General features: G+C 68.2%; 19 protein-coding genes. 7 read left to right on the top strand and 12 right to left on the bottom strand.

The window, feature by feature from the left end; all coding sequences use genetic code 11:
- Nucleotides 1–14: 14 nt before the first annotated feature.
- The 3 genes from N4261_RS24185 (at nt 15) to N4261_RS24175 (ending at nt 3,733) form a co-directional block, all read left to right on the top strand.
- Nucleotides 15–1,958 (top strand): branched-chain amino acid ABC transporter ATP-binding protein/permease, encoded by a 1,944-nt coding sequence (locus N4261_RS24185; protein ID WP_261760836.1) that lies wholly within the window; start codon nt 15–17, stop codon nt 1,956–1,958.
- Between the two features lie 15 nt (nt 1,959–1,973).
- Complete coding sequence (locus N4261_RS24180; RefSeq protein ID WP_261757791.1) at nt 1,974–2,696, top strand: ABC transporter ATP-binding protein; 723 nt, start codon at nt 1,974–1,976, stop codon at nt 2,694–2,696.
- Nucleotides 2,697–2,902: 206 nt separating this feature from the next.
- Nucleotides 2,903–3,733 carry a DUF707 domain-containing protein gene (locus N4261_RS24175; RefSeq protein WP_261757790.1) on the top strand — a complete coding sequence of 277 codons (831 nt, stop codon included), beginning with the start codon at nt 2,903–2,905 and terminating at the stop codon, nt 3,731–3,733.
- A 42-nt stretch (nt 3,734–3,775) separates the two neighbouring features.
- On the opposite strand, the gene N4261_RS24170 is transcribed toward N4261_RS24175, so the two are convergent.
- A complete protein-coding gene (locus N4261_RS24170) occupies nt 3,776–4,591 on the bottom strand; it encodes an SDR family NAD(P)-dependent oxidoreductase (protein WP_261757789.1) in 816 nt (271 codons plus the stop codon).
- Nucleotides 4,592–4,699: 108 nt separating this feature from the next.
- Here N4261_RS24170 and N4261_RS24165 point away from each other — a divergent pair, with 108 nt between their 5' ends.
- Nucleotides 4,700–5,653 carry a LysR family transcriptional regulator gene (locus tag N4261_RS24165; protein WP_261757788.1) on the top strand — a complete coding sequence of 318 codons (954 nt, stop codon included), beginning with the start codon at nt 4,700–4,702 and terminating at the stop codon, nt 5,651–5,653.
- A gap of 9 nt (nt 5,654–5,662) precedes the next feature.
- Nucleotides 5,663–7,327 (top strand): GGDEF domain-containing protein, encoded by a 1,665-nt coding sequence (locus N4261_RS24160; RefSeq protein WP_261757786.1) that lies wholly within the window; start codon nt 5,663–5,665, stop codon nt 7,325–7,327.
- 19 nt (nt 7,328–7,346) lie between these two features.
- Here the strand turns inward: N4261_RS24160 and N4261_RS24155 are convergent, their stop codons facing one another.
- From N4261_RS24155 to N4261_RS24140, 4 genes are all read right to left on the bottom strand, one after another.
- Nucleotides 7,347–8,639 (bottom strand): RNA polymerase sigma factor, encoded by a 1,293-nt coding sequence (locus N4261_RS24155; protein WP_261757785.1) that lies wholly within the window; start codon nt 8,637–8,639, stop codon nt 7,347–7,349.
- A gap of 40 nt (nt 8,640–8,679) precedes the next feature.
- Nucleotides 8,680–9,090, bottom strand: a complete 411-nt coding sequence (locus tag N4261_RS24150; RefSeq protein WP_261757783.1) for a VOC family protein — start codon at nt 9,088–9,090, stop codon at nt 8,680–8,682.
- Between the two features lie 114 nt (nt 9,091–9,204).
- A complete protein-coding gene (locus N4261_RS24145) occupies nt 9,205–9,642 on the bottom strand; it encodes a YciI family protein (protein WP_261757782.1) in 438 nt (145 codons plus the stop codon).
- Nucleotides 9,643–9,780: 138 nt separating this feature from the next.
- Nucleotides 9,781–10,149 (bottom strand): YciI family protein, encoded by a 369-nt coding sequence (locus N4261_RS24140; protein WP_261757781.1) that lies wholly within the window; start codon nt 10,147–10,149, stop codon nt 9,781–9,783.
- Nucleotides 10,150–10,345: 196 nt separating this feature from the next.
- Here N4261_RS24140 and N4261_RS24135 point away from each other — a divergent pair, with 196 nt between their 5' ends.
- Nucleotides 10,346–10,684: a DMT family transporter gene (locus tag N4261_RS24135; RefSeq protein ID WP_261757779.1), complete on the top strand. Its 339-nt coding sequence runs from the start codon at nt 10,346–10,348 to the stop codon at nt 10,682–10,684.
- Nucleotides 10,685–10,808: 124 nt separating this feature from the next.
- Here N4261_RS24135 and N4261_RS24130 read toward each other — a convergent pair whose 3' ends face one another.
- Entirely contained in the window at nt 10,809–12,056 is a 1,248-nt protein-coding gene (locus N4261_RS24130; protein WP_261757778.1) for a nucleoside recognition domain-containing protein, read from the bottom strand.
- A gap of 223 nt (nt 12,057–12,279) precedes the next feature.
- Here N4261_RS24130 and N4261_RS24125 point away from each other — a divergent pair, with 223 nt between their 5' ends.
- The gene (locus N4261_RS24125; protein WP_261757777.1) at nt 12,280–13,638 is read left to right on the top strand and encodes a hypothetical protein; all 1,359 of its coding nucleotides are present in this window, start codon (nt 12,280–12,282) and stop codon (nt 13,636–13,638) included.
- Here N4261_RS24125 and N4261_RS24120 read toward each other — a convergent pair.
- The 6 genes from N4261_RS24120 to N4261_RS24095 all read right to left on the bottom strand — a co-directional run bounded on the left by N4261_RS24120 (nt 13,583) and on the right by N4261_RS24095 (nt 21,188).
- On the bottom strand, nt 13,583–14,578 hold the full coding sequence (locus N4261_RS24120; RefSeq protein WP_261757776.1) for an HD domain-containing phosphohydrolase: 996 nt from the start codon (nt 14,576–14,578) through the stop codon (nt 13,583–13,585). The two genes, N4261_RS24125 and N4261_RS24120, sit on opposite strands and share 56 nt — an antisense overlap.
- Complete coding sequence (locus N4261_RS24115; protein ID WP_261757775.1) at nt 14,578–17,673, bottom strand: MHYT domain-containing protein; 3,096 nt, start codon at nt 17,671–17,673, stop codon at nt 14,578–14,580. Before N4261_RS24115 ends, N4261_RS24120 begins: the two co-directional genes overlap by 1 nt.
- A 209-nt stretch (nt 17,674–17,882) precedes the next feature.
- The gene (locus tag N4261_RS24110) at nt 17,883–18,656 is read right to left on the bottom strand and encodes a MetQ/NlpA family ABC transporter substrate-binding protein (protein WP_261757774.1); all 774 of its coding nucleotides are present in this window, start codon (nt 18,654–18,656) and stop codon (nt 17,883–17,885) included.
- A gap of 167 nt (nt 18,657–18,823) precedes the next feature.
- A complete protein-coding gene (locus N4261_RS24105) occupies nt 18,824–19,507 on the bottom strand; it encodes a methionine ABC transporter permease (RefSeq protein ID WP_261757773.1) in 684 nt (227 codons plus the stop codon).
- On the bottom strand, nt 19,504–20,511 hold the full coding sequence (locus tag N4261_RS24100) for a methionine ABC transporter ATP-binding protein (RefSeq protein ID WP_261757772.1): 1,008 nt from the start codon (nt 20,509–20,511) through the stop codon (nt 19,504–19,506). Before N4261_RS24100 ends, N4261_RS24105 begins: the two co-directional genes overlap by 4 nt.
- 221 nt (nt 20,512–20,732) lie before the next feature.
- A complete protein-coding gene (locus tag N4261_RS24095; protein ID WP_261757771.1) occupies nt 20,733–21,188 on the bottom strand; it encodes a hypothetical protein in 456 nt (151 codons plus the stop codon).
- Nucleotides 21,189–21,428: the final 240 nt, after the last annotated feature.

Below are 21,428 nucleotides of genomic sequence, written 5' to 3'. Positions count from 1 at the left end.
CCATGAATGCATCGATGAATCCCAAGAAGATCGCCGCGGGCGTGGTCGCGGCCGTCGCGCTGTTCGCCTTCCCGCTGGCGTCGGGCAATCCGTATTACATCCACTTGGTCGAGACCATCATGATCTATGCGATCGTGCTGTTCGGCCTGGACATCGTGGTCGGCTACACCGGCCAGGTGTCGCTGGGGCATGCAGGGCTGTTCGGCGTGGGCGCCTATACCGCGGGCGTGCTGGTGATGAAGCTGGGCCTGCCGGTCTATCTGACCTTGCCCGCGGCGGTGGCGGTTTCGGCGCTGTTCGGCGCGTTGCTGGCACTGCCGGCGCTGCGGGTGACCGGGCCGTATCTGGCGATGGTGACGCTGGCCTTCGGCACCATCATCCAGATCCTGATCAACGAGATGGACTTCCTCACCAACGGACCGATGGGCATCACGCTCACCAAGCCGAAGCTGGGGGAGAGCCCGATGAGCGAGGACCAGTACTACTGGCTGGTCGCGGTGCTGCTGATCGCCTCGCTGGTCTTCGTGCACCGGATCCTGCGCTCTCACCTGGGCCGGGCCTTCGAGGCGCTGCGCGGCAGCCCGGTGGCGTCGGACTGCATGGGCGTGTCCGTCTATCGCTACAAGGTCTATGCGTTCGTGATCAGCGCCGGGCTCGCCGGTCTGGCCGGCGGCCTGTATGCCTATTCGGAACAGTACATCTCGCCCAACACCTACAACTTCGAGCTGACGGTGATGTTCCTGCTGGCCATCATCATGGGCGGCCGCAAGACCCGCACTGGCGCCTTGCTGGGTGCGGCGATCATCGTGCTGCTGCCCAAGGCGCTGGATGACGTGTCGCTGTTCCGCTGGGTGTCGGTGATCTTCGCGATCCTGGTGGTCGCGGCCACCACGGTGGCGTTTCGTCGCGGCAAGGTCGGCGGGGTGCAGGCGGCCATTCCGGTGGTGGGCAGCATCGCGCTGGCGGGGCTGTCCTTCGTGCTGCAGACCATGACCGACTGGCGGCTGTCGATCTTCGGCTTGATCACGCTGTTCGTCGTCTACTACCTGCAGGACGGCATCGTCGGCTTCGTGCGCAATGCGCTGCATCTCAAGGCCAAGCCGGTGGGCGAGGGCGGCCCGGTCGGCGAGAAGCCGACCGATGCCATTGCCAATGCCGGTGGCAGTCCAGGCGGCCAGGGCGCCGGGCAGGACGAGGTGTTGCTCGATGCGCGCGGCGTGTTGATGCAGTTCGGCGGCCTGAAGGCGCTGAACAATGTCGACCTGCAGGTCCGACGCGGCACGGTGCACGGTCTGATCGGGCCCAACGGCTCGGGCAAGAGCACCATGATGAATGTGCTCACCGGCATCTACGTGCCCACCGCGGGCGCGCTGAAGTTCGGCGATCGCTCGCTGGTGGGGCGGACCTCGTCGGACATCGCCTTGTCCGGCATCGCCCGCACCTTCCAGAATGTGCAGCTGTTCGGCGAGATGAGCGCCTTGCACAACGTGATGGTGGCGCTGCACCACAGCTTCGGCAGCAACCTGGTGCAGGTGGCCTTGCATTCGCCGCGCTACAACGCCGAGGACGCCGCGGCCCGCGCCCGCGGCTTGAGTCTGCTGGAGTTTGTCGGCCTGGGCGAGCTGGCGCAGGAGGAAGCGCGCAACCTGCCCTACGGCAAGCAGCGGCTGCTGGAGATCGCCCGCGCGCTGGCGCTGGATCCGCAGCTGCTGCTGCTGGACGAGCCCGCCGCCGGCCTGACCGCGCCCGACATCAAGGAGCTGATGCGCATCATCGGCAAGATCCGCGACCACGGCATCACCGTGATCCTGATCGAGCACCACATGGACGTGGTGATGGGCATCTGCGACACGGTCTCGGTGCTGGACTTCGGCCAGAAGATTGCCGAGGGACGACCCGCGCAGGTGCAGGCGGATCCGAAGGTGATCGAGGCTTACCTCGGCGGCCAGGCGGCCTGAACCGGGAACACAGACATGTTGAAGATCGATCAACTGCATGCCGGCTACGGCAAGGTCGAGGTGCTGCACGGCATCTCGGTGGACGTGCCGCAAGGCAAGGTCGTCACCCTGATCGGCTCCAATGGCGCCGGCAAGACGACCACGATGCGCGCGGTCTCCGGAATGATCGCGCCCAGTGCCGGCGCCATCACCCTGAACGGCAAGCGCATCGACGGGCTGGAATCCTTCCACATCGCCCGACTGGGGCTGGCCCATTCGCCGGAAGGCCGGCGCGTGTTCGCCACCATGACCGTGACCGACAACCTCCGGCTCGGCGCCTTCCCGCGTTACACCGGCGCCCGGCCGCGCGGGGATGTGGAGGCCGACCTGGAACGGGCGATGGAGCTGTTCCCCCGGCTCAAGGAGCGACGCCAGCAGCTCGCGGGCACGCTGTCCGGCGGCGAGCAGCAGATGCTGGCGATGGCCCGCGCCACCATGCTCAATCCCGAGGTGGTGCTGCTGGACGAGCCGTCGATGGGCCTGGCGCCGATCCTGGTGGAAGAGGTGTTCCGCATCATCGAGCGTCTGAAGGCCCAGGGCGTGACGATGTTGCTTGTCGAGCAGTTCGCCGCTGCAGCGCTGGCCGTGGCCGACTACGGCTATGTGCTGGAGAACGGTCGGATCTCGTTGCATGGTCCGGCCGAGCAGTTGCGCACAGATCCCGCAGTCAAGGCGGCGTATCTGGGCGGAGGCCACTGAGGGGCGGGTGCCGCTGGGGCGAGGGTCTTCAGGCTGGGGCGACTTCAGCGCGGGTTCAGTGCGGCTTCACTGCGGTGGGGCGCGGTTCCAGCTGGATGGGTGCGCCGATGTGTCAGCGCTGACAAGTGCCAGCCAATCGGCGCTTACCTTGCGGCTTTTCAATGGCGGTGTGGGGCGCCCGTCGGCGCCTGCGTTCAACCGCTGCAATGCGAATCCTCCTCCTGCCTCACCGGCCGCGCCGGAACCTTGTGATCCTGCGCGCGGGCGATCAATCGCTGCATCCGCAGTGGATTGCCGATGCCGACCGCAACTTCGACCTGATGGTGTCCTACTACGGCCAGTTGCCGGACCGCCATCGCGACACCTGCGACCTCTATGAGACCCGTCGCGGCCCCAAATGGCCGTGCCTGGGCGAACTGCTGGACGAGCATCCCCATTTGGTCGACCAATACGACGCCATCTGGCTGCCCGATGACGACCTGGCGGTCGACACGGCCACGCTGGTGCGGATGTTCGATCTCTTCCATGCGCACCGTCTGCAACTGGCGCAGCCGGCGTTGACCCGCGATTCCTATTTCACCTTCGACACCCTGCTGCAGCAGCCGGGCTATGTGCTGCGGCACATGGGGTTTGTGGAGGTCATGGCGCCGCTGTTCTCGCGCGAGGCGCTGCGGCGCTGCCGGGAGAGCTTCCATTTCAGCCGCATCGGCTGGGGGCTGGACTTTGTCTGGCCAGGCCTGATCGACAACCCGGACCGCCGCGCCATAGCGGTGCTGGATGCGACGCCGGTGCATCACACCCGTCCGGTGCGCGGCGGCGACCTCTACAAGAACCACCCGGATGCCGATCCGAAGGAAGACGAGCGTCGCGTGCTGGCGCGTTATGGCCGTCAAGCCGCCCGCTACACGGCGAAGTACGAATTCTTCGGCGGCCTGTGCGAGCGACCGCCCTCGCTGCTCGCCCGCGCCTGGCTGGCGCTGCGGGCACTGAATGCGCAGCGACGCTGGCGTCGGCATCGGTGGCAAGCGGTGCGGTGAGCGGGGAGGTGCAAGCGCCGCTGCTTTCAGCCTATCGACCGATCAGACAAACATCCCGCCCGACGCCTCGATCCGCTGCGCGGTGATCCATCCGCTGTCCTGCGACAGCAGCGCGGCCACGACCCGGCCGATGTCGTCCGGCTGACCGGTGCGGCCCAGCGCCGTCTGGCTGGCGACGAATCGATTCAGATCCGGCGTGTTGCGCAAGGCGCCGCCGTTGAAATCGGTTTCGATCGCACCGGGCGCCAGCGTGTTGACGCGAATGCCGCGGCCGCCGAGTTCCTTCGCCAGGTAGCGCGACAGCACTTCCAGCCCGCCCTTCATCGAGGCATAGGCACCGTAGCCTGGGATGGAGAAACGCGTCAGGCCCGAGGAGATGTTGAGCACGCTGCCGCCGTCGCGGATCAGCGGCAGCAGCGCCTGTGTCAGGAAGAACGGGCCCTTGAGGTGCACCCGCATCATCTCGTCGAACTGCGCCTCGCTGGTCTGCGCCAGCGGCAAGTGCAGGCCGACGCCGCCGTTGTTGACCAGATGGTCCACCCGGTCCCGCGACCACTCGCGCGCCAGCACCTCGCGCAGTGCATCGACGAACGCGGGGAAGCTCGCGCTGTCACCCACATCCAGCGGCAGGGCCGCCGCACGGCCGCCCAGGGCCTGGATCTCGGCTACCACCGCGCGGGCGTCCTCGGCCTGGCTGCGGTAGGTGATGACGCTGTCGATGCCGCGGTGCGCCAGTTGCAGCGCAGCATTGCGGCCCAGGCCGCGGCTGCCGCCGGTGATCACCGCGATCTGAGGCTCCCCGCGAACGGTGGAGGCGGTCGATGTGTGGGCGGAATGAGAGGTGGCAGGGTGAGTCATGTCGATTCCTTGTGGGATGAACGCTGAGGCAATGACGTGACTCTATTGATCGACATCGGATTGATAAACTGCCTCGATCTGATTGAACTGTTCGCGCGAGGTGAACAAATGGCGAGCCCATTGCCGTCCGTCGAGACCCTGCAGATCTTTGTCCGTGTCGCCGAACTGGCCAGCTTCACCCAGGCGGCCACCAGCCTCGGCTTGCCCAAGGCCAGCGTCTCCACCGCCGTGCAGCGGTTGGAGGCCACGCTGGGTACCCGGCTGTTCCATCGGACGACGCGTCGGGTCCAGTTGACCCAGGACGGCCAGGTCTGCCTGGACCGCTGCAAGGACTTGCTGGCCGACATGGATGAGATGCAGACCCTCTTCCAGCCCGCCACCAGCGGCCTGCGCGGACGGCTGCGGGTCGATCTGCCGATGCGCTTCGCCCGCGATCTGGTGATTCCGGCGCTGCCGGGCTTCCTGTCTGCCCACCCCGAGCTGGAGATCGAACTCAGCAGCACCGATCGCCGCGTGGACGTGGTCCGCGAGGGCTTCGACTGCGTGCTGCGCGTCGGCATGCTGACGGATTCCAGTCTGGTCGCCCGGCCCCTGGGCGTGCTGGAGATGATGAACTGCGCCAGTCCGGCCTATCTCGCCGCGCATGGCGAGCCCCAGGCCCTGGCCGATCTGGCCACCCACCGGCTCGTGCACTATGTGTCGACGCTGGGCCAGCGCTCGCCCGGCTTCGAATGGCAGGACGCACAGGGCGAGGTTCATTTCGAGCCGATGGGCGGCACGCTGACCGTCAACAACTCGGAAGCCTATGCCGCCGCCTGCCTGGCGGGGCTGGGCATCATCCAGGTGCCCCGCCACGGCAATCAGATCGAAGTGAATGCCGGCCATCTGCGCGAGATCCTGCCGCACCATCGCGCCGCGCCGATGCCGGTTCATCTGCTCTATCCGCACCGGCGCCAGTTGCCTCGCCGTGTGCAGGCGTTCATGCAATGGCTCGCCGCCTTGCTGGCGCCGCGGTTGATACCGGTATCCTCCCACCCATCGACGCCGAACCGCTCTGCCTGATCGCCTGTCTTGGACCTGCACCCTCTGCCCCAACAAGCCCGAGCCGCCCTGCTGGCGGGGGACGCCGACGCCGCCCATGCCGCCGGCGAGGAATGGCTGCTGCTCGCGCTCGAGCAGGCTGACGAGGTGCAGCAGGCCCACGCCCTGTTGCACCTGGCCCGCTGCGACCGGGCGATGCATCGGCCCGGCGACGCGCGTCCGCGCAGCGAGGTTGCCGCCCGGCTGTTCCAGCAGCACGGGGATGCGCAGGGTGAGGCGGGGGCGCTGTCGGTGCTGGCGCACAGTGCCTCGCTGGCCGGCCACCATGAGGAAGCGATCGAGGCGGCGCTGCTGGGGCTTCGTCTGGCCCAACTGCGCGGCGACGGCGCGGCCTTGGCGGTGGCGTTGCGAGACCTCGGCGCCTGCTATGTCTGGGCGCGCAGTTTCGACAAGGCGGCCGAAGTTCTGCGTCAGGCGGCCGATGCCGCCAATGCCTGCAAGCCGCCTCAAAGCCCGCTCAGTGCCTGCCTGTGGCTGGCGCTGGGCGAGCTGCTGCGCATGGCGGGGGAACGGGAACAACGCGGCCAGTTGCCCACCCGTGGCGCGCTCGAAGGCCACCTGATCAACGCCCGGCACCTGCTGGCCCATGGCGATGCCGCCCAGGCCCGTGAGAGCGACCATGAGGCGGACCGCGAGCAGGTGCGCGAATGGGAATGCTGGTGGACGCTGATGCAGACACTGGCCCAGATCTGGAAGGGCGCCTCGGCGTTGGCCCAGCCCGAGCTGCAGCAGGCCCTGGCGCTGCTGCCCGCGCAGGAGCGCCACTGGCTGGCGGCGCTGGCCGGATGGGTGCAGACCGAGCTGGCCTGGTCACGCCGACTGTGGCCTCAAGCCCGGCGCGCGGCATCGCAACTGGTCGCGCTGGCCGATGAGGGTCAACATGAGCCGCTGGCGCAGCTGGGCGAATTGATCGCGAGTCAGATCGAGGAACAACAAGGTCAACCGCAGCGCGCGCTGCAGCGCATGCGCGACCTGCGCGAGCGCGAGGCACGGGTTCGCATTGCCAGCCTGGCCAGCCGGGCCGAAGCGGTGCAGTGGCAGCTGGACGCCCGCCGCAGCGAGCGGGATCGCGCCCGGCTCGCGGACGAAGCGCAGCGCCTGGCGCGACTTTCGATGGAAGATCCGCTGACGAGCCTGGACAACCGTCGCAGCTTCGAGATGCAGGCCCGCGCCCAGCTGGCACGGGCGGACGGCGCGGGCGTGCTGAGCCTGGCGCTGATCGATGTCGACCATTTCAAGCAGGTCAACGATCACCACTCGCATGTGGTGGGCGACCAGGTGCTCAACCAGATCGCCCGCCTGATGCGCCAGCATGTGCGGGAGCAGGACCTGGCCGCGCGTCTGGCCGGCGATGAATTCGTGCTGCTGCTGCGCGGCGCCACGGTGGAGATCGCCCAGCAGGCCTGCCACCGCCTGGCGGAGGCGGTGCGGCGTCACGACTGGTCGTCGGTGTCGGAAGGGCTGTCGGTCAGCATCAGCATCGGGGTGTCTCAATGCCAGGACGGCGACACCCTGGAGACCTTGCTCGCCCGCAGCGATGCCGCGATGTATGCGAGCAAGCGCGAGCGCCATGCGGCCGTCGATGCGCTGCAGGTTGCAACGATGACCGATGAGGAAGGCTCGACGCCGGACTGATCCGTCAGCCTCGCCCGGCTCAATCGCCTTGCTCGCCCGCCCGGCGCAGCAGCAGGGCCTTCTCCCGCTCGTTGCTGGCCATCGCCGCGGCGCGCTCGAATTCCAGCTTCGCCTCGGCGGGCCGACCGAGCTTGGCCAGCAGGTCCGCGCGCACGCTGGGCAGCCAGTGGTACTGCCGCAGCGCGGGCTCCTCCATCAAGTCATCGACCAAGGCCAGCCCCGCTGCCGGACCGAACGCCATCGACACCGCCACCGCGCGATTGAGCGCCACCACCGGGGAGGGTTGCCGCATCGCCAGCGCCTCATACAGCGCGGCGATCCGGGCCCAATCGGTGTCCTGCGCACGCTGCGCGCGCGCATGGCAGGCGGCGATCGAGGCCTGCAGCGCATACGGGCCCAAGCCCAGCCCGTCGTCTTCCGCCGCTGCCAGAATCCCCGCCTGTTCGAGGGCCGCCAGGCCGCGGCGAATCAGCAGGGCGTCCCAGCGGCTGCGGTCCTGCTCCAGCAGCAGCACCGGCTCGCCCTGGGCATCGACCCGCGCCGCCGCGCGTGAGGCCTGCAACTCCAGCAAGGCCTGGAGGCCGTAAACCTCCGACGCCTGCGGCGCCAGGGTGACCAGCATGCGCGCCAGCCGCAGCGCCTCGTCGCACAGGTCGGTGCGCATCCAGTGGGCGCCACTGGTGGCGGTGTAGCCCTCGTTGAAGATCAGGTAGATCACCTCCAGCACGGCGACCAGCCGCTCCGACAGGTGCTCGCGCCGAGGCAGCTCGAACGGCACACGGGCCTCGCCCAGCGTGCGCTTGGCGCGGACCAGCCGCTGCGCCACGGTGGGCTCGGACTGCAGGCAGGCCCGCGCGATTTCGGCGGTGGAGAGCCCGGCCACGAGCTTGAGCGTCAGCGCCACGCGGGCCTCCAGGCTCAGCACCGGGTGACAGGCGCAGAACATCAGGCGGAGCACGTCGTCGCCAATCTCGCGGGCGGCGCGGTCCTCGTCCAGGGCATTGACGAAGTCGGGCACGATCATGGCCTCCCGTGCGTCGAGTTCATGGCCCAGCTGCACGAGTTTCTCGCCGCTGAGCTTGGCATGCCGCAGCCGGTCCAGCGCCCGGTGCTTGGCCGTGGTCATGAGCCAGGCCGCCGGCTTGTCTGGCAGCCCCTGTCGGGGCCAGGTCTCCAGCGCCGCGACCAGTGCGTCCTGCGCCAGTTCCTCCGCCAGCGACACATCGCGGGTCATGCGCGCCACGGCCCCGATGATCTTGGCCGACTCCAGGCGCCAGACCGCGGTGATGGTGCGATGCAGGTCGTCGGTCATGAGGGCATGGGCTTTCTCGCTCGCCATCGCAGCGGGTCGGTCAGGCGCCCGGGAACTGCGAGAGGTCCATGTGCATCAGCTCCCAGATGTGGCCATCCGGATCGGCATAGGCCTGGGAGTACATGAAGCCCATGTCCTGCGGCTCGCGGGGAATGGTGCCACCGGCGGCCTTGGCCTTGGCGATCAGGTCGTCCACCTGGGCGCGGCTTTCGCAGGACAGGCAGGTCAGCACTTCGGTGGTCTGGTGTGCATCCGCGATGGCCTTGGGCGTGAAGGTCTGGAAGAAGGGCTCGACCAGCAGCATCGCGTAGATGTCGTCCGAGATGATCATCGCCACCGCCTGGTCGTTGGAGAACTGCGGATTGAACGCATAGCCCAGCGCGCTGTAGAAGCGTCGGGTGCGCTCGAGGTCCTTGATCGGGAGGTTCACGAAGATCTGTTGATGACGCATGGGGGCTCCTGGCGTTGCGTTGCGTTGGGTGGATGGATGGATGGAAGGGTCAGGACCGAAGAGTGGCCGCAGAGGGGGTGAAGGGCCAGGCCGCAGATCGATGTGGCGAGGCGCTCAATCGCAAAGGCCGACCTCATGGCCATGCAGGATCGGTCCGGTGGGGGCGAGGCTCTCGATCTCCTGGACCCGTCGCAGCTCGATCTCCGCCGCCGGGCCCGTCACCTGCGGGGTAGGGCATCGGCGAGCCCACTCCAGCGCCTCCTCGGGCGATCGCACCTGAATCAGCAGGTAGGCGGCGATCAGCGCCTGGGCCTGGGGAGCGGTGAACGGCCCCGGGACGATCTGGCGATGGCCGGCCGCGTCGATGCTGATCCGCCAGCCGTCGCGGCTGGGGCGCAGGTCCATGCGTTCCAGCAGCACACCGGCGCGCGCCATGTCGTCACGGAAGGCCGCCAGCTCGGGGTCGAGCGGGGCGGCCGGTGTGCCACCGGGTTGGGCGGACTCGGTGGGCTCGACAGGCTCGCTGGCCTTGATGATGAGCATGTAGCGCATGGGCGTCCTCCTGGGTCGACAGGAGCACGACGCGCGACCGCAGCGCATTTCGACAGCCTGCGCGTCACATCCGCGTTTTTTCAGCTGCGCGCGTGGGGGTAGGTCGATGGCCTTCGCTCGCCGCCAGGACTGCGCCGCTCAGCCGGACTTCGATTCCTCGTGGCAGGGCGCCAGGGCGCGGACCTCCACCGTGCACCACTCCGCCGCCGGGCACTCGCGGGCAATGGCCAGCGCGGCCTCCCGGGTGTCGACCTTCAGCCAGAAAAAGCCGCCGACCATTTCCTTGGCCTCGGCGAACGGACCGTCCACCGTGCTGACACGGCCCTCGCGCTTGGTGAGGCGGGTGGCCCCGTTCACCGATTGAAGCGACTGGGCACTGTGCAGCAGCCCCTGCGCCTGCAACTGCTCGGCGAAGGCCGTCATGCGGGCGTAGGACGCCTGTCCTTCCTCGGGCGTGCGCGCCTCGCGCTGGCCCACGGGTTCATTGATCAGCAGGATGTAGCTCATCGGAGTCTCCGTCGCGGAATGCCGGCATTGGACACCAAACCGCACGAGGGAGGCCATGGCCCCAACGGGGGGATCGGCATGGGGTGCGGGATCTTCTCGCCAACCCGCGCGATCTTCTCTCTCGATCACCACTGGCTGCGACCCCGGGCTTGAGTACGATGTCGCGCTCGTCATCCCGCAACAGGAAAGGACTTCCATGCCCGCGTTTCTCGCCAACGTCTCCGCCTGGTGGTTGCTGGCCGTGGCCGGCGTGCTGGAGATCGTCTGGTCGATCAGCATGAAGGCATCGGCGGGCTTCAGCAAGCCGCTGGCCACCGGTATCACCCTGGTCGCCGCCTGGGCCAGCTTCTGGCTGCTGGGCCTGTCGCTCAAGAGCCTGCCGGTGGGCACCGCCTATGCGGTGTGGACCGGCATCGGCGCGGTGGGCGCGGCCGCGCTGGGCATGCTGCTGTTCAATGAGCCCGCCACGCTGGCGCGCATCGGCTGCATCGCCCTGATCGTGGTCGGTATCCTGGGCTTGAAGCTTTTGCACTGAGCGGCGATGAGCCCCTTGGTTCCGGTTCCGGTTCCGCCTCCGGCTCGGGCTCAAACTCCGGTTCTTGTCGAGGGGCAGGTCCCTAGGCGCGTGCCGGTTTCGGCGCGCGTGGGACCGCCCGCCCTCACTTGAAGAACCAGTAACCCACCAGGATCGCGCCCACCAACCCCACCCCGTCGGCGATCAGTCCGCAGGTCAGCGCATAACGGGTCTTGCGGATGTTGACGCTGCCGAAGTAGACGGCCAGCACATAGAAGGTGGTCTCGGTCGAGCCCTGGATGATGGCGGCGAGCTTGCCCTGGAAGCTGTCGACGCCATAGGTCTTCATCACGTCCACCATCAGGCCGCGCGCGCCGCTGCCGGAGAGCGTCTTCATCAGGCCCACCGGCAGGGCGGGGACGAAGTCCGTGGGCAGCCCCATCGCACCCACGGCGGCGGCAATGCCGCGCACCACATAGTCCATGCAGCCGGTCGTGCGGAACACCGAGATCGCCACCAGGATCGCCACCAGGTAGGGAATGATCTGTACCGCCACGCCGAAGCCTTCCTTGGCCCCTTCGACGAAGCTCTCGTAGACATTGATCCGCCGCCACGCCCCCACCGCGATGAACATCACGATGATGCTCAGGATCACTAGGCTGCCCAGCAGCCCGATGGTCTGCGCCATCACCGCCGGCGGATAGCTGTGCAGCCAGGCGAAGACGCCGGCCATGAGGGCGATGAAGCCCACGAAGAAGGCCACCACCGGCGCGGTGAACAGGTTGATCCGCTGATAGACCGCCACCGCCACCAGGCCCGCGACGAACGAGATGAAGGTGCCCACCAGCGTGGGCAGGAAGATGTCGGCCGCATTGAAGCCGACCAGGCCCTGGTCCACCGCGATCGCCTGCCGGATGGCGATCACCGACGTCGGGATCAGTGTGATGCCCGCGGTGTTGAGCACCAGGAACATGATCATCGCGTTGCTGGCGGTGTCCTTGCGCGGATTCAGTTCCTGCAGCTCGGCCATGGCCTTCAGACCCAGCGGCGTGGCCGCGTTGTCCAGGCCCAGCATGTTGGCCGAGAAGTTCATCACCATCGACCCACCGGCCGGATGCCCGCGTGGCACCTCCGGAAAGATGCGCGCAAAGAACGGCGCCATCGCCCGGGCGAACAACTGGATCACGCCGGCCTGTTCGCCAATCTTCATGATGCCCAGCCACAGGCTCATCACGCCGACCAGTCCGAGCGAGATGTCGAAGCCGGTCTTGGCGGTGTCGAAGATGCCGCTGAGCACCTGGGCAAAGATGGTCAGGTCGCCCTGCAGCAGCCGCGCCAGTGCGACCAGAAAGCCGATCAGGAAGAACCCGATCCAGATGTAGTTCAGAACCATGGCGCGGATTATTCCGGTGGATGGGCGGCTTGCCGCGCTGACCACGGGAATACGTGCATGAGTGATTGATTCAAGGGCATAACCCGGCGCGGATGGTGAATTGGTGTGGTGATCGCGAGCCGTGCGCCTGTTGACAGAGGGCGGGCGTCACAGGCGCTCAGGCGTGCGGGGCGTGCCGGGGCGGTCTGGCGTCTGTCCGCAGTCTGGTTAGAAAAGGAAGGTCATGAAATGGACGCGCTCGTTCAGCCTGGGCCTGAGCCTGAGCCTGAGCACGGTGCCCGCCTGGGCGGCGCTGGGGGGCACCGCACTCTCCGGGGCGGCGGTGCCCGATTGGGCGGTGGGCAATGCGCGCTGCTCGGGCACCCTGATCACCCCTCGGGTGGTGGTGACCAGCCAGCAGTGCGTGGTGGATTCGCAATGGACGGGCACCCATCACCGCAAGACCGATTGGAGCTACGGCGGGCTGGCGGTGTGGGGCGTGCCGCACATCGGGCCGATCGGCGATGTGGGCCTGATCCTGCTCAGTGCGCCGTTCGACGAGGTCGAGCCGGTGGCCCTCGCCGCGGTGCCCAGCTACCGGGACGAGCAGGCCTTGCTGAGCGATCCCGGTCCCGCGCCCGACGGTCAGCCCGACGATCGCGCGCAGGGCACCGCGCTGGCGGTCTATGCGGCGGACGGCGTGTCCAAGGACTTCAAACATGGCGCACGCCGTCTGACGGCCTATCTCAACCGCGCCGGTGGCCGCGCGCCCTATCCGGATGCGACCCCGTTGACCTATCGATCCCTCGCCTGGCTGCGCCGGCATGAGCCCTGGTGGATGGGGCCGCAGACCGGCCTGTTCGCGCCCGGGCTCTATGCCCGGATCTACACCGCACCCGTCAGCGCCGGCGGGCTGCAGTTCAGCGACGCAGAGGCTGACGCCCAACTCATCGCGTTCAGCGGCGAGGATCCGGCGCAGGCCATCGTTTCGCCGATCAACGAGGCCGATGGCGACCGAGGCGGCGGCCTCTTCGCCATTGACGCGGCGGGCACGGAGTGGCTGGTCGGTACGGTGTCAGGCGCGCGTTTGCAAACGCGGCTCAGCGCCCATTGGCCCTGGGTCTTCCGGACCTTGTTGCAGCACGGGCTGCGTGCCGATGCGATCGATCTGGCGCGGTCCGTGCTGGGCACCGGCGCCTGGGCGGCGCAGGATCCGTACGCCACCGAGGGGGACATCTATCTCGGCGAGCACCCAGTCAGCGGGCAGATCGAATTCTTCCGCCTGATCCGTCGCGACGGCGACGGGGGCTATGGCGCCTTTCCGATCGATCAGCGCGACAACGCCTGGTGGGCGTTTCTCGGCACTCGGCTTCCTGACCGCCGTCAGGTGATCCAGGGGATGAAGGCCACGGGAGCCCCGAGTGGCACGGCAGCCATCGCGGCGACGGCGACGACGACGCCGCCAACGGGGACGCCGACGGCCGCCGAGGCGACACCGCATCGCCCCCTCGACGGTCGGCCCGCGCCTGGCGGCCCGCTCGGCCCGTTCAGCCCGCTTCCAGGAAGCGCTCCCGCACTTCCAGCACCTGGGGCAGCACGCTGATGAACAGCTCCACCAGTCGCGGCTCGAAATGCTTGCCGGCCTGTTCGCGCAGATGCTCCACCGCGCGCTCCACCGGCCAGGCAGGCTTGTAGGGCCGCACGCTGGTGAGCGCGTCGAAGACATCGGCAATGGCGACGATGCGCGCCTCCTCCGGAATCGCCTCGCCCGCCAGCCCTTCCGGATAGCCGGTGCCGTCCCACTTCTCGTGGTGGGCCAGCGCGATCCTTCGGGCAATGCCCAGCAGGCCGTGTGACTGCTCGCCCAGGATCTCCGCACCGATCTGCGGATGGCGACGCATCACCGCCCATTCCGCTTCGTCCAGCTTGCCCGGCTTCTGCAGGATGGCGTCGGGAATCCCCAGCTTGCCGATGTCATGCATCGGGGCGGCATGCAGCAGGTCGTCGGCCTCATGCTCGGCGTAGCCCGCCGCGCGCGCGAGGATCTGCGAGTAGTGGCTCATCCGCACCACATGCCAGCCGGTCTCGTTGTCCTTGTATTCGGCCGCCCGGCCCAGGCGCTGCACGATCTGCAGCCGGGTCTCGCGCAGCTCCTGTGCGCGCACCAGCGACAGATGGTTGCGCACCCGCGCCCGCACCACCGGCGGGCTCACCGGCTTGGTGATGTAGTCGACCGCGCCGGCCTCGAAGCCGGCCGTCTCGTCACCCGCATCGGCCAGGGCGGTCACGAAGATGATCGGCATGCCCTGCGTCGCCTCGAAGGACTTGAGCTGCCGGCAGACGTCCAGGCCCGACAGCGCCGGCATCATCACATCCAGCAGCACCAGATGGGGCATCTCGGCGCGTGCCAGCTCCAACGCCTTGTGGCCGTCGCGGGCAAACAGCAGCCGGTAGTCGTCCTGCAGGGCATGCCGCAACACCTGGAGGTTGGCTGGCTCATCGTCGACCAGCAGCAGTTTGGGACGGGTGTCGACGGTGCTCATCAGGACAAGGTGGAAGAGAAGGGGCGCGGCGGTTGGTGGGGCAGCGCGCCCGCCGCCAGCGCGGTGTCGAGGCCCTGCAGCGCCTGCAAGGCGGCATCGAAGTCGAAATCGTCGATGGCCTGGACCAGCGCCGCGCAGCGCGGCGCGCCCAGCTGCAGCCGCAGTTGACGCAGCGCGTCGTCGTCCAGCTCGCTGCCGCGCAAGGCGGTGGCCAGCCGCCGGATCAGGCGTGCCACATCGCGCTGCTCAGGCGCCAGCAGGTCCAGGGGAGCCGGTGCGGTGGGCGGCGGTGCATCCATCTCGGCGATCGCGTCCAGCACGTCGGACAGCGCCATCGCCAGCGTGTCGATCAGCGGCGCCAGCTGCTCGATCCGGTCCTGACGCAGCACCTCCTCCAGGGCGCCGCTGGCGTTCAGCAGCGTCGGCAGCGCCAGGCTGCCGGACACGCCGCGCCAGCGATGCACCAGCGCCCGCAGGTCCAGCCATTGACGGGACCGCACCAAGGTCTGCAGTCGGGTGACGCCGTCCTGCTGATCACTGGCAAAGCGGCGCAGACCGCGCTGCCAGGCTTGCATGCTGCCCCACAGTCTCAGGCCCTGGTGCCAGTCCAGCACCGAGGTGTCGACTGGGTCGCCGCCGCCATCCTCACCACGATCGCCATGCCCAAGGGGCCTGTCCTCGATGGGGGCGGAGCGAGGCGAGGGCGCAGCACCCGCGGGCAGCGTCAGCCCCAGCACCCGACCCATCTCCGCGAACAGGCGCGCAGGCTCTACCGGTTTGACCGCGAAGCCATCCATGCCCGCGGCCAGTGCGGCCTGTCGATCCTCCTCCAGCACGCTGGCGGTGAGCGCCACCACGGGGGTGTGGCTGCGGCCCTGCGCCAGCTCGAAGTTCCGGATGCGTCGTGTGGCGCCCAGCCCGTCCAGTTCCGGCATGTGGACATCCATCAGCACCGCATCGAAGCGGTCTTCGGTGAAGGCCTTGAGCGCCTGGAGGCCGTCGCTGACCACCCGCACCTGATGGCCTTCACGGCTCAGGATCAGTTGCAGCAGCTCGCCGTTCTGGGCGACGTCGTCGGCGACCAGCAGTTTCAGCGGCGGCAGGCTGACCGCAGTTGCGTCCTGAGGCGACACGGCCACCCTCGATGGATCGCCCGCCGGCAGCGGCAGCCAGACATGGAAGGTGCTGCCTTCTCCGAGCACGCTGTCGACGGTGATGCGACCGCCCATGCGTTCCACCAACTGGCGTGAGATCGTCGTGCCCAGCCCGGTGCCGCCGAAGCGCCGGGTGGTGGTCGCATCGGCCTGGGCGAAGGCGTCGAAGATCCGGTCGATGCGGTCTTCCGCGATGCCGATGCCGGTGTCGATCACCGCCAGATGGATGCGGCCCCGTTCATGGGACATGCGCAGGGTGACGGCACCCTGCTCGGTGAACTTGATCGCATTGCCCACCAGATTCAGCAGCACCTGCTGCACCCGCAGCGGGTCGCCCACGAAGACCTGCGGCATCGACTCGGGATAGTCCAGCGTCAGCGCCAGGCCCTTGCGCTGCGCCAGCAGTCGCAGCGAGTTCAGCGCCTGCTCGCAGACGGTACGCAGCGAGAAGTCCGCCTGCTCCAGTGCCATCGCGCCCTTGTCGAGCTTGGCGGTGTCCAGGATGTCGTTGAGCAGCGCCAGCAGCGAGCGGGCCGAGCCGCGCACCGTGCTCAGGTGGCGGCGCTGCGCTTCGGTCAGCGTCGTGTCCAGCAGCAGTTCGGTGAAGCCCAGGATGGCGTTCATCGGCGTGCGGATCTCATGGCTCATGTTGGCCAGGAAGGCGCTCTTCGCGGCGGCCGCGGCTTCGGCGCGTTCCTTCGCCTCTTCCAGCTGCAGTTGCAGGCGCTTGGGCTCGGTCATGTCCAGCATCACGCCGTCGATCCATTGCGGCATGCCGTAGATGTCGCGCACCGGGCGGCCCCGTTCGGACACCCAGCGCTCGCTGCCGTCGCGGGTGTGCATGCGGTATTCGATGGTGTAGGGCGCGTCGGCCCGCACCGCTTCGGACACTGCGTCATTCACCGCAGACCAGTCATCGCGGTGGATCAGCGCACCGCAATGCTGGCGGCCTTCGATGAAGTCCGCCACCGTCCAGCCGGTCAGGGTCTCCACCGCCTCGCTCACCAGCAGCATGCTCCAGTCGGCATCCAGCCGGCAGCGGAAGGTCACGCCGGGACTGTTGGCAATCAGGGTGCGGTACTGGGTCTCGCTTTCGCGCAGGGCGCGGTCCATGTCGAGCAGCCGCTGGCGCTCGTCCATCAATTCACGATTGAGCCGTCGGTAGACCAGCAGGCCGTTGGCGCCCGCAGTGATCGCGCTGATCGCCAGGGCGACCACGGTCACCGCCATCGCCAGCAGGCCGTTGCTTTGCAGGCCGGTGTTGCAGGGGCCGTCGGCCATGCCGACAAAGCGGGCCGCGCCCATGGCGGTGTAGTGCATGCCGGCGATGGCGCCGCCCATCGCCAGTCCGCCCAGCGCGACGGCCCAGCCCGGACGCAACCGGCCCTCCAGGCCGAAGGCGATCCACAGCGCCAGCATCGCCAGCAACACGGCCACCACGATCGAGGCGGCGAACCAGACCGGGTCGTAGCGCAGTTCGGCGCTCATTTCCATGGCGGCCATGCCGGCGTAGTGCATCGCGCCGATGCCGGCGCCCACCAGCACCCCGCCGATGTTCCAGGACCGCCGGCTCAGCGTGCCGCGCGACAACAGCGCCAGCGCCACCCAGGAGGCCGCCAGTGCGGGCACCATCGACAGCGCGGTCAGTACCGGGTCGAAGCGCACCACGGTGCACAGCTCGAAGGCCAGCATGCCGATGAAGTGCATCGCCCACACCCCGCCGCCCAGCGCGATCGCGCCGCTGCCCAGGATGAACTGACGACGCCAGCCGTAAGCGCGTCGCGCCATGCCCGCGCCCTGCAGGCCCAGGGCGGACGTCATCGCCGCCACGACGACGGACAGCAGCACCAGCGACAGCGAGTAGCGGCCGGTCAGCAGCAGCGTCGGCGCACCGTCGCGGAACAGGAAGAACTGCGGCAGGACCGCGGCGAGATCGGACACAGTGACGAACGGGGGAGGCCCGGGAAGTCCAGAAAAGCGTGCCCGCCAACCTTCCGAATGACCGGGACGGAACACGGGCCCGGGATGTTCGGGTGAAAGTCCTGCCGCTGCACGGCACAAATCCGCGCCTGCCGCGCCGCCATGAAAAACGCCCCGCGATTGCGGGGCGTCTTGTGGAGAAAAGCCGGTTCGTGCCGGCCTGCGGGGGCTCAGAAGGCCGGAACGACCGCGCCCTTGTATTGGGTCTGGATGAAGCGCTTGACCTGCTCGGTCTGCAGCGCGGCGGCCAGCTTCTTCACGGCCGGCGCATTCTGGTGGTCGGCGCGGGTGACCAGCCAGTTGGCATAGGGCGACTCGCTGCCTTCGATGGCCAGCGCATCCTTGGCCGGATTGAGCTTGGCTTCCAGCGCATAGTTGGTGTTGATCAGGGCCAGGTCGACCTGCGGCAGGATGCGCGGCAGCGTGGCGGCTTCGATCTCGCGGAACTTCAGCTTCTTCGGGTTCTCGACGATGTCCTTGGTGGTGGCCAGGATGTTGGACTTGTCCTTGAGCTTGATCACGCCGGCCTTGTCCAGCAGCAGCAGGGCGCGGCCGCCGTTGGTGGGGTCGTTGGGCAGGGCCACGGTGCCGCCTTCAGGCAAGGCGGCCAGGGTCTTGTGCTTGGTGGAATAGGCGCCGAAGGGCTCCACATGCACCGCCGCGACCGCGACCAGGTCGGTGCCCTTGCCCTTGTTGAACTCGTTCAGATAGGGCTTGTGCTGGAAGAAGTTGGCATCCAGGCGCTTCTCCGCCACCTGCACATTGGGCTGCACGTAGTCGGTGAACACCTTCACCTCCAGCTCCACCCCCTGCTTGGCCAGTTCGGGCTTGATCAGGTTGAGGATCTCCGCATGCGGCACCGCCGTGGCGGCCACGCTCAACTTCTCGGCAGAGGCCGAACCCAGGGCCAGAACCGCCAAGGCGGCAACAACGATCTTCTTCATGCACAACTCCTGAAAGGACGCCGATCGACACGGCGAGGATTTGAAAGCGGGGAGGCTGACAAATGGATGGAACGAATGGGATGAACGAGACGAACGAGACGAACGAGACGAACGAGACGACAGGCTCCCGGCGTCAACGAATCAACGGTAGGAGTCAATGGTGGAGATCAGCGGTGGGACACGCGCTTGACCAGCCAGTCGCCCAGCATCTGCAGGGCCTGCACCAGGATCAGCAGCAGCGCCACGGTGACCACCATCACCTCGGTCTGAAAACGTTGATAGCCGAAGCGGATCGCCAGATCCCCCAGCCCGCCGCCGCCGATGACACCGGACATGGCGGTGTAGGACACCAGGGTGATCGCGGTGACGGTGAGCGCGGAGACGATGCCCGGCAGCGCCTCGGGCAGCAGCGCCTGCCAGACGATCTGGCGGGTGCTCGCGCCCATGGCCTGGCCGGCCTCGACGATGCCCCGGTCCACGCCATGCAACGCGGTTTCCACCAGCCGGGCCAGGAAGGGCGTCGCGCCCACCACCAGCGGCGGAATCGCGCCGGCCACGCCCAGCGAGGTGCCGGTGATCAGCAGGGTGAACGGGATCAGCACGATCAGCAGGATCACGAACGGCAGCGAACGCAGCACATTCACCAGCAGCGACAGCAGGCCGTACAGCCGCGGCGAGGCCAGCAGCCGGCCGCGATCGAACAGGTACAGCGCCACCCCCAGCGGCAGGCCCAGCAAGCTGGTGAACAGCAGCGAGCCGCCCAGCATCAGCAGGGTGTCCGAGCCGGCCCAGGCAATCTCGGTCCAGTCGATGGCGGCCACGGTCTGCAGCAGCGAGGCGGTGGTGCTCATGCCCGCAGCTCCTCGACCTGCACGCCGCGATCGGCCAGCAGGCGCCGGGCCGCCGCGCGATCACCCGCGCTGACGGCAATGGTCAACTGACCGTAGGGCTCGCGCTTGATGCGGTCGATGCGGCCCGCCAGGATGCCGAAGTCGAGCTGTGTCTGGCGGGCGATCTCGCCCAGCAGCGGCTCGTAGGTGCGCTCGCCGTAGAAGGTCAGGCGCCAGAGCTGGCCCTTCACATGCGCATAGTCGTCGCGCTGGGTGCCCTCGTCGACATGTTCCGAGGCCAGCACGAAGCGCCGCGCTGTTTCCGATTTCGGGTGCAGGAACACCTGCGCCACCGGACCCTGTTCAACGATGCGTCCACCTTCCAGCACCGCCACCCGGTCGCACACGCGGCGCACCACGTCCATCTCATGGGTGATCAGCACGATGCTCAGGCGCAGCTCCTCGTTGAGCTCGGCGAGCAGGTCCAGGATGGCGCGGGTGGTTTCGGGGTCGAGGGCGCTGGTGGCTTCGTCGCACAGCAGCACCTGCGGATCCAGGGCCAGCGCCCGGGCGATGCCCACCCGCTGCTTTTGGCCACCGGACAGCTGTGCCGGATATTTGTCCGCATGCGCGGTCAGCCCGACGCGGGCCAGCAGGCTCTGCACCCGGGGAGCGATGCGGGCAGACTCCCAACCGGCGATGCGCAGCGGCCAGGCGACGTTCTGCGCCACGGTGCGGGCATTCAGCAGGTTGAAGTGCTGGAAGATCATGGCGATGCGCTGCCGCGCGGCGCGCAGGCCGGCGGCGTCGAGCGCCTGCAGATCCTGGCCGGCGACCACCACCCGGCCGCTGTCGGGCCGCTCCAGCAGGTTGATCACCCGCAGCAGGGTGCTCTTGCCCGCGCCCGACGCGCCGATGATGCCGAACACCTCGCCCGCTTCGACCCGCAGGTCCACGCCCTGAAGCGCGGGAATGCGACGTCCATCGACGTCGTAGGATTTATGAAGCTGTTCGAGTTCGATCACGGGAAGATCCGGGCGTCTGGCTGCAGAAGCCGGCGTGAAGCCGCTTCTGGGCGAAACCCGCGATCCTTAGGGATTACCCGTGATTTGGCAAGCATTGAATCTTCATATGCATATGCCGAGCGGGGAAATCTGCGGATTTCGTATATCCGCGACCCCGCCTTCGCCGGAGGACGGGCCGACGCGAGGCCCCACGGGATCGAGGCCCGCTGTCCAGTCAGGGCTCAGTTCGGCAGCGGCAGGGAGGCCAGTTCGCGAATCAGCTCGCCGATGTTGTTGCGCAGGGCCGACTCGGTGGCGATGCGCAATTGCTCGGTGGGATTCAGGCTGTCGTCCATGCCGGCCTTCTGGGTGGTGCGCAGCACGCGTTGGTAGAGCGGCGCATTGGTGGCGCGCTCGGTCAGGGTGTAGCGCACCGCGATCGCCACTTCCGGTCCCAAGGGCAGGTTGGGCTGCGCCATCGCCAGCAGTTCCACCTGCAGCTGATAGCGGCCGCCATCGGGCAGGTCCGGCATCAGGCCGAGACGGCGCAGCGATTCCTGGTAGGCCTGGTTCAGGCTCATGTCGCTGATCCGGGTGCCCCACCAGCGCGAGGTCTCCTGGCCACCGGTGACCGGCAGCAGGCTGACATTGCGGCGCAGCTGGGGACTGACCCAGGAGCGCAGCTGCAGGGAATCCATGTCGGTGATCGACAACTCCAGCGGCCGGGCCGGCGCGCCGCAGCCCGACAGGGTTGCCGCCCCCGCCCAGAGCGCGCAGGCGAACGCGACGCGGACGACACGGTACCGCTGCCCGGCGCGAGGAGGCCGGCGGGACGACGGGAGCGAACGGGCGGGGCAACGGTCGATCATGGCGGCATCTTGCCTGGGGCGCGGTGGGTTTGATCGCCGAAAAAGGGCGGGAATCGACCGACGTCAGCG

The organism is Roseateles amylovorans, assembly GCF_025398155.2.
In the GTDB taxonomy this organism is placed as follows: domain Bacteria; phylum Pseudomonadota; class Gammaproteobacteria; order Burkholderiales; family Burkholderiaceae_C; genus Roseateles; species Roseateles amylovorans.
This window is presented reverse-complemented; position numbering and strand designations above follow the sequence as displayed.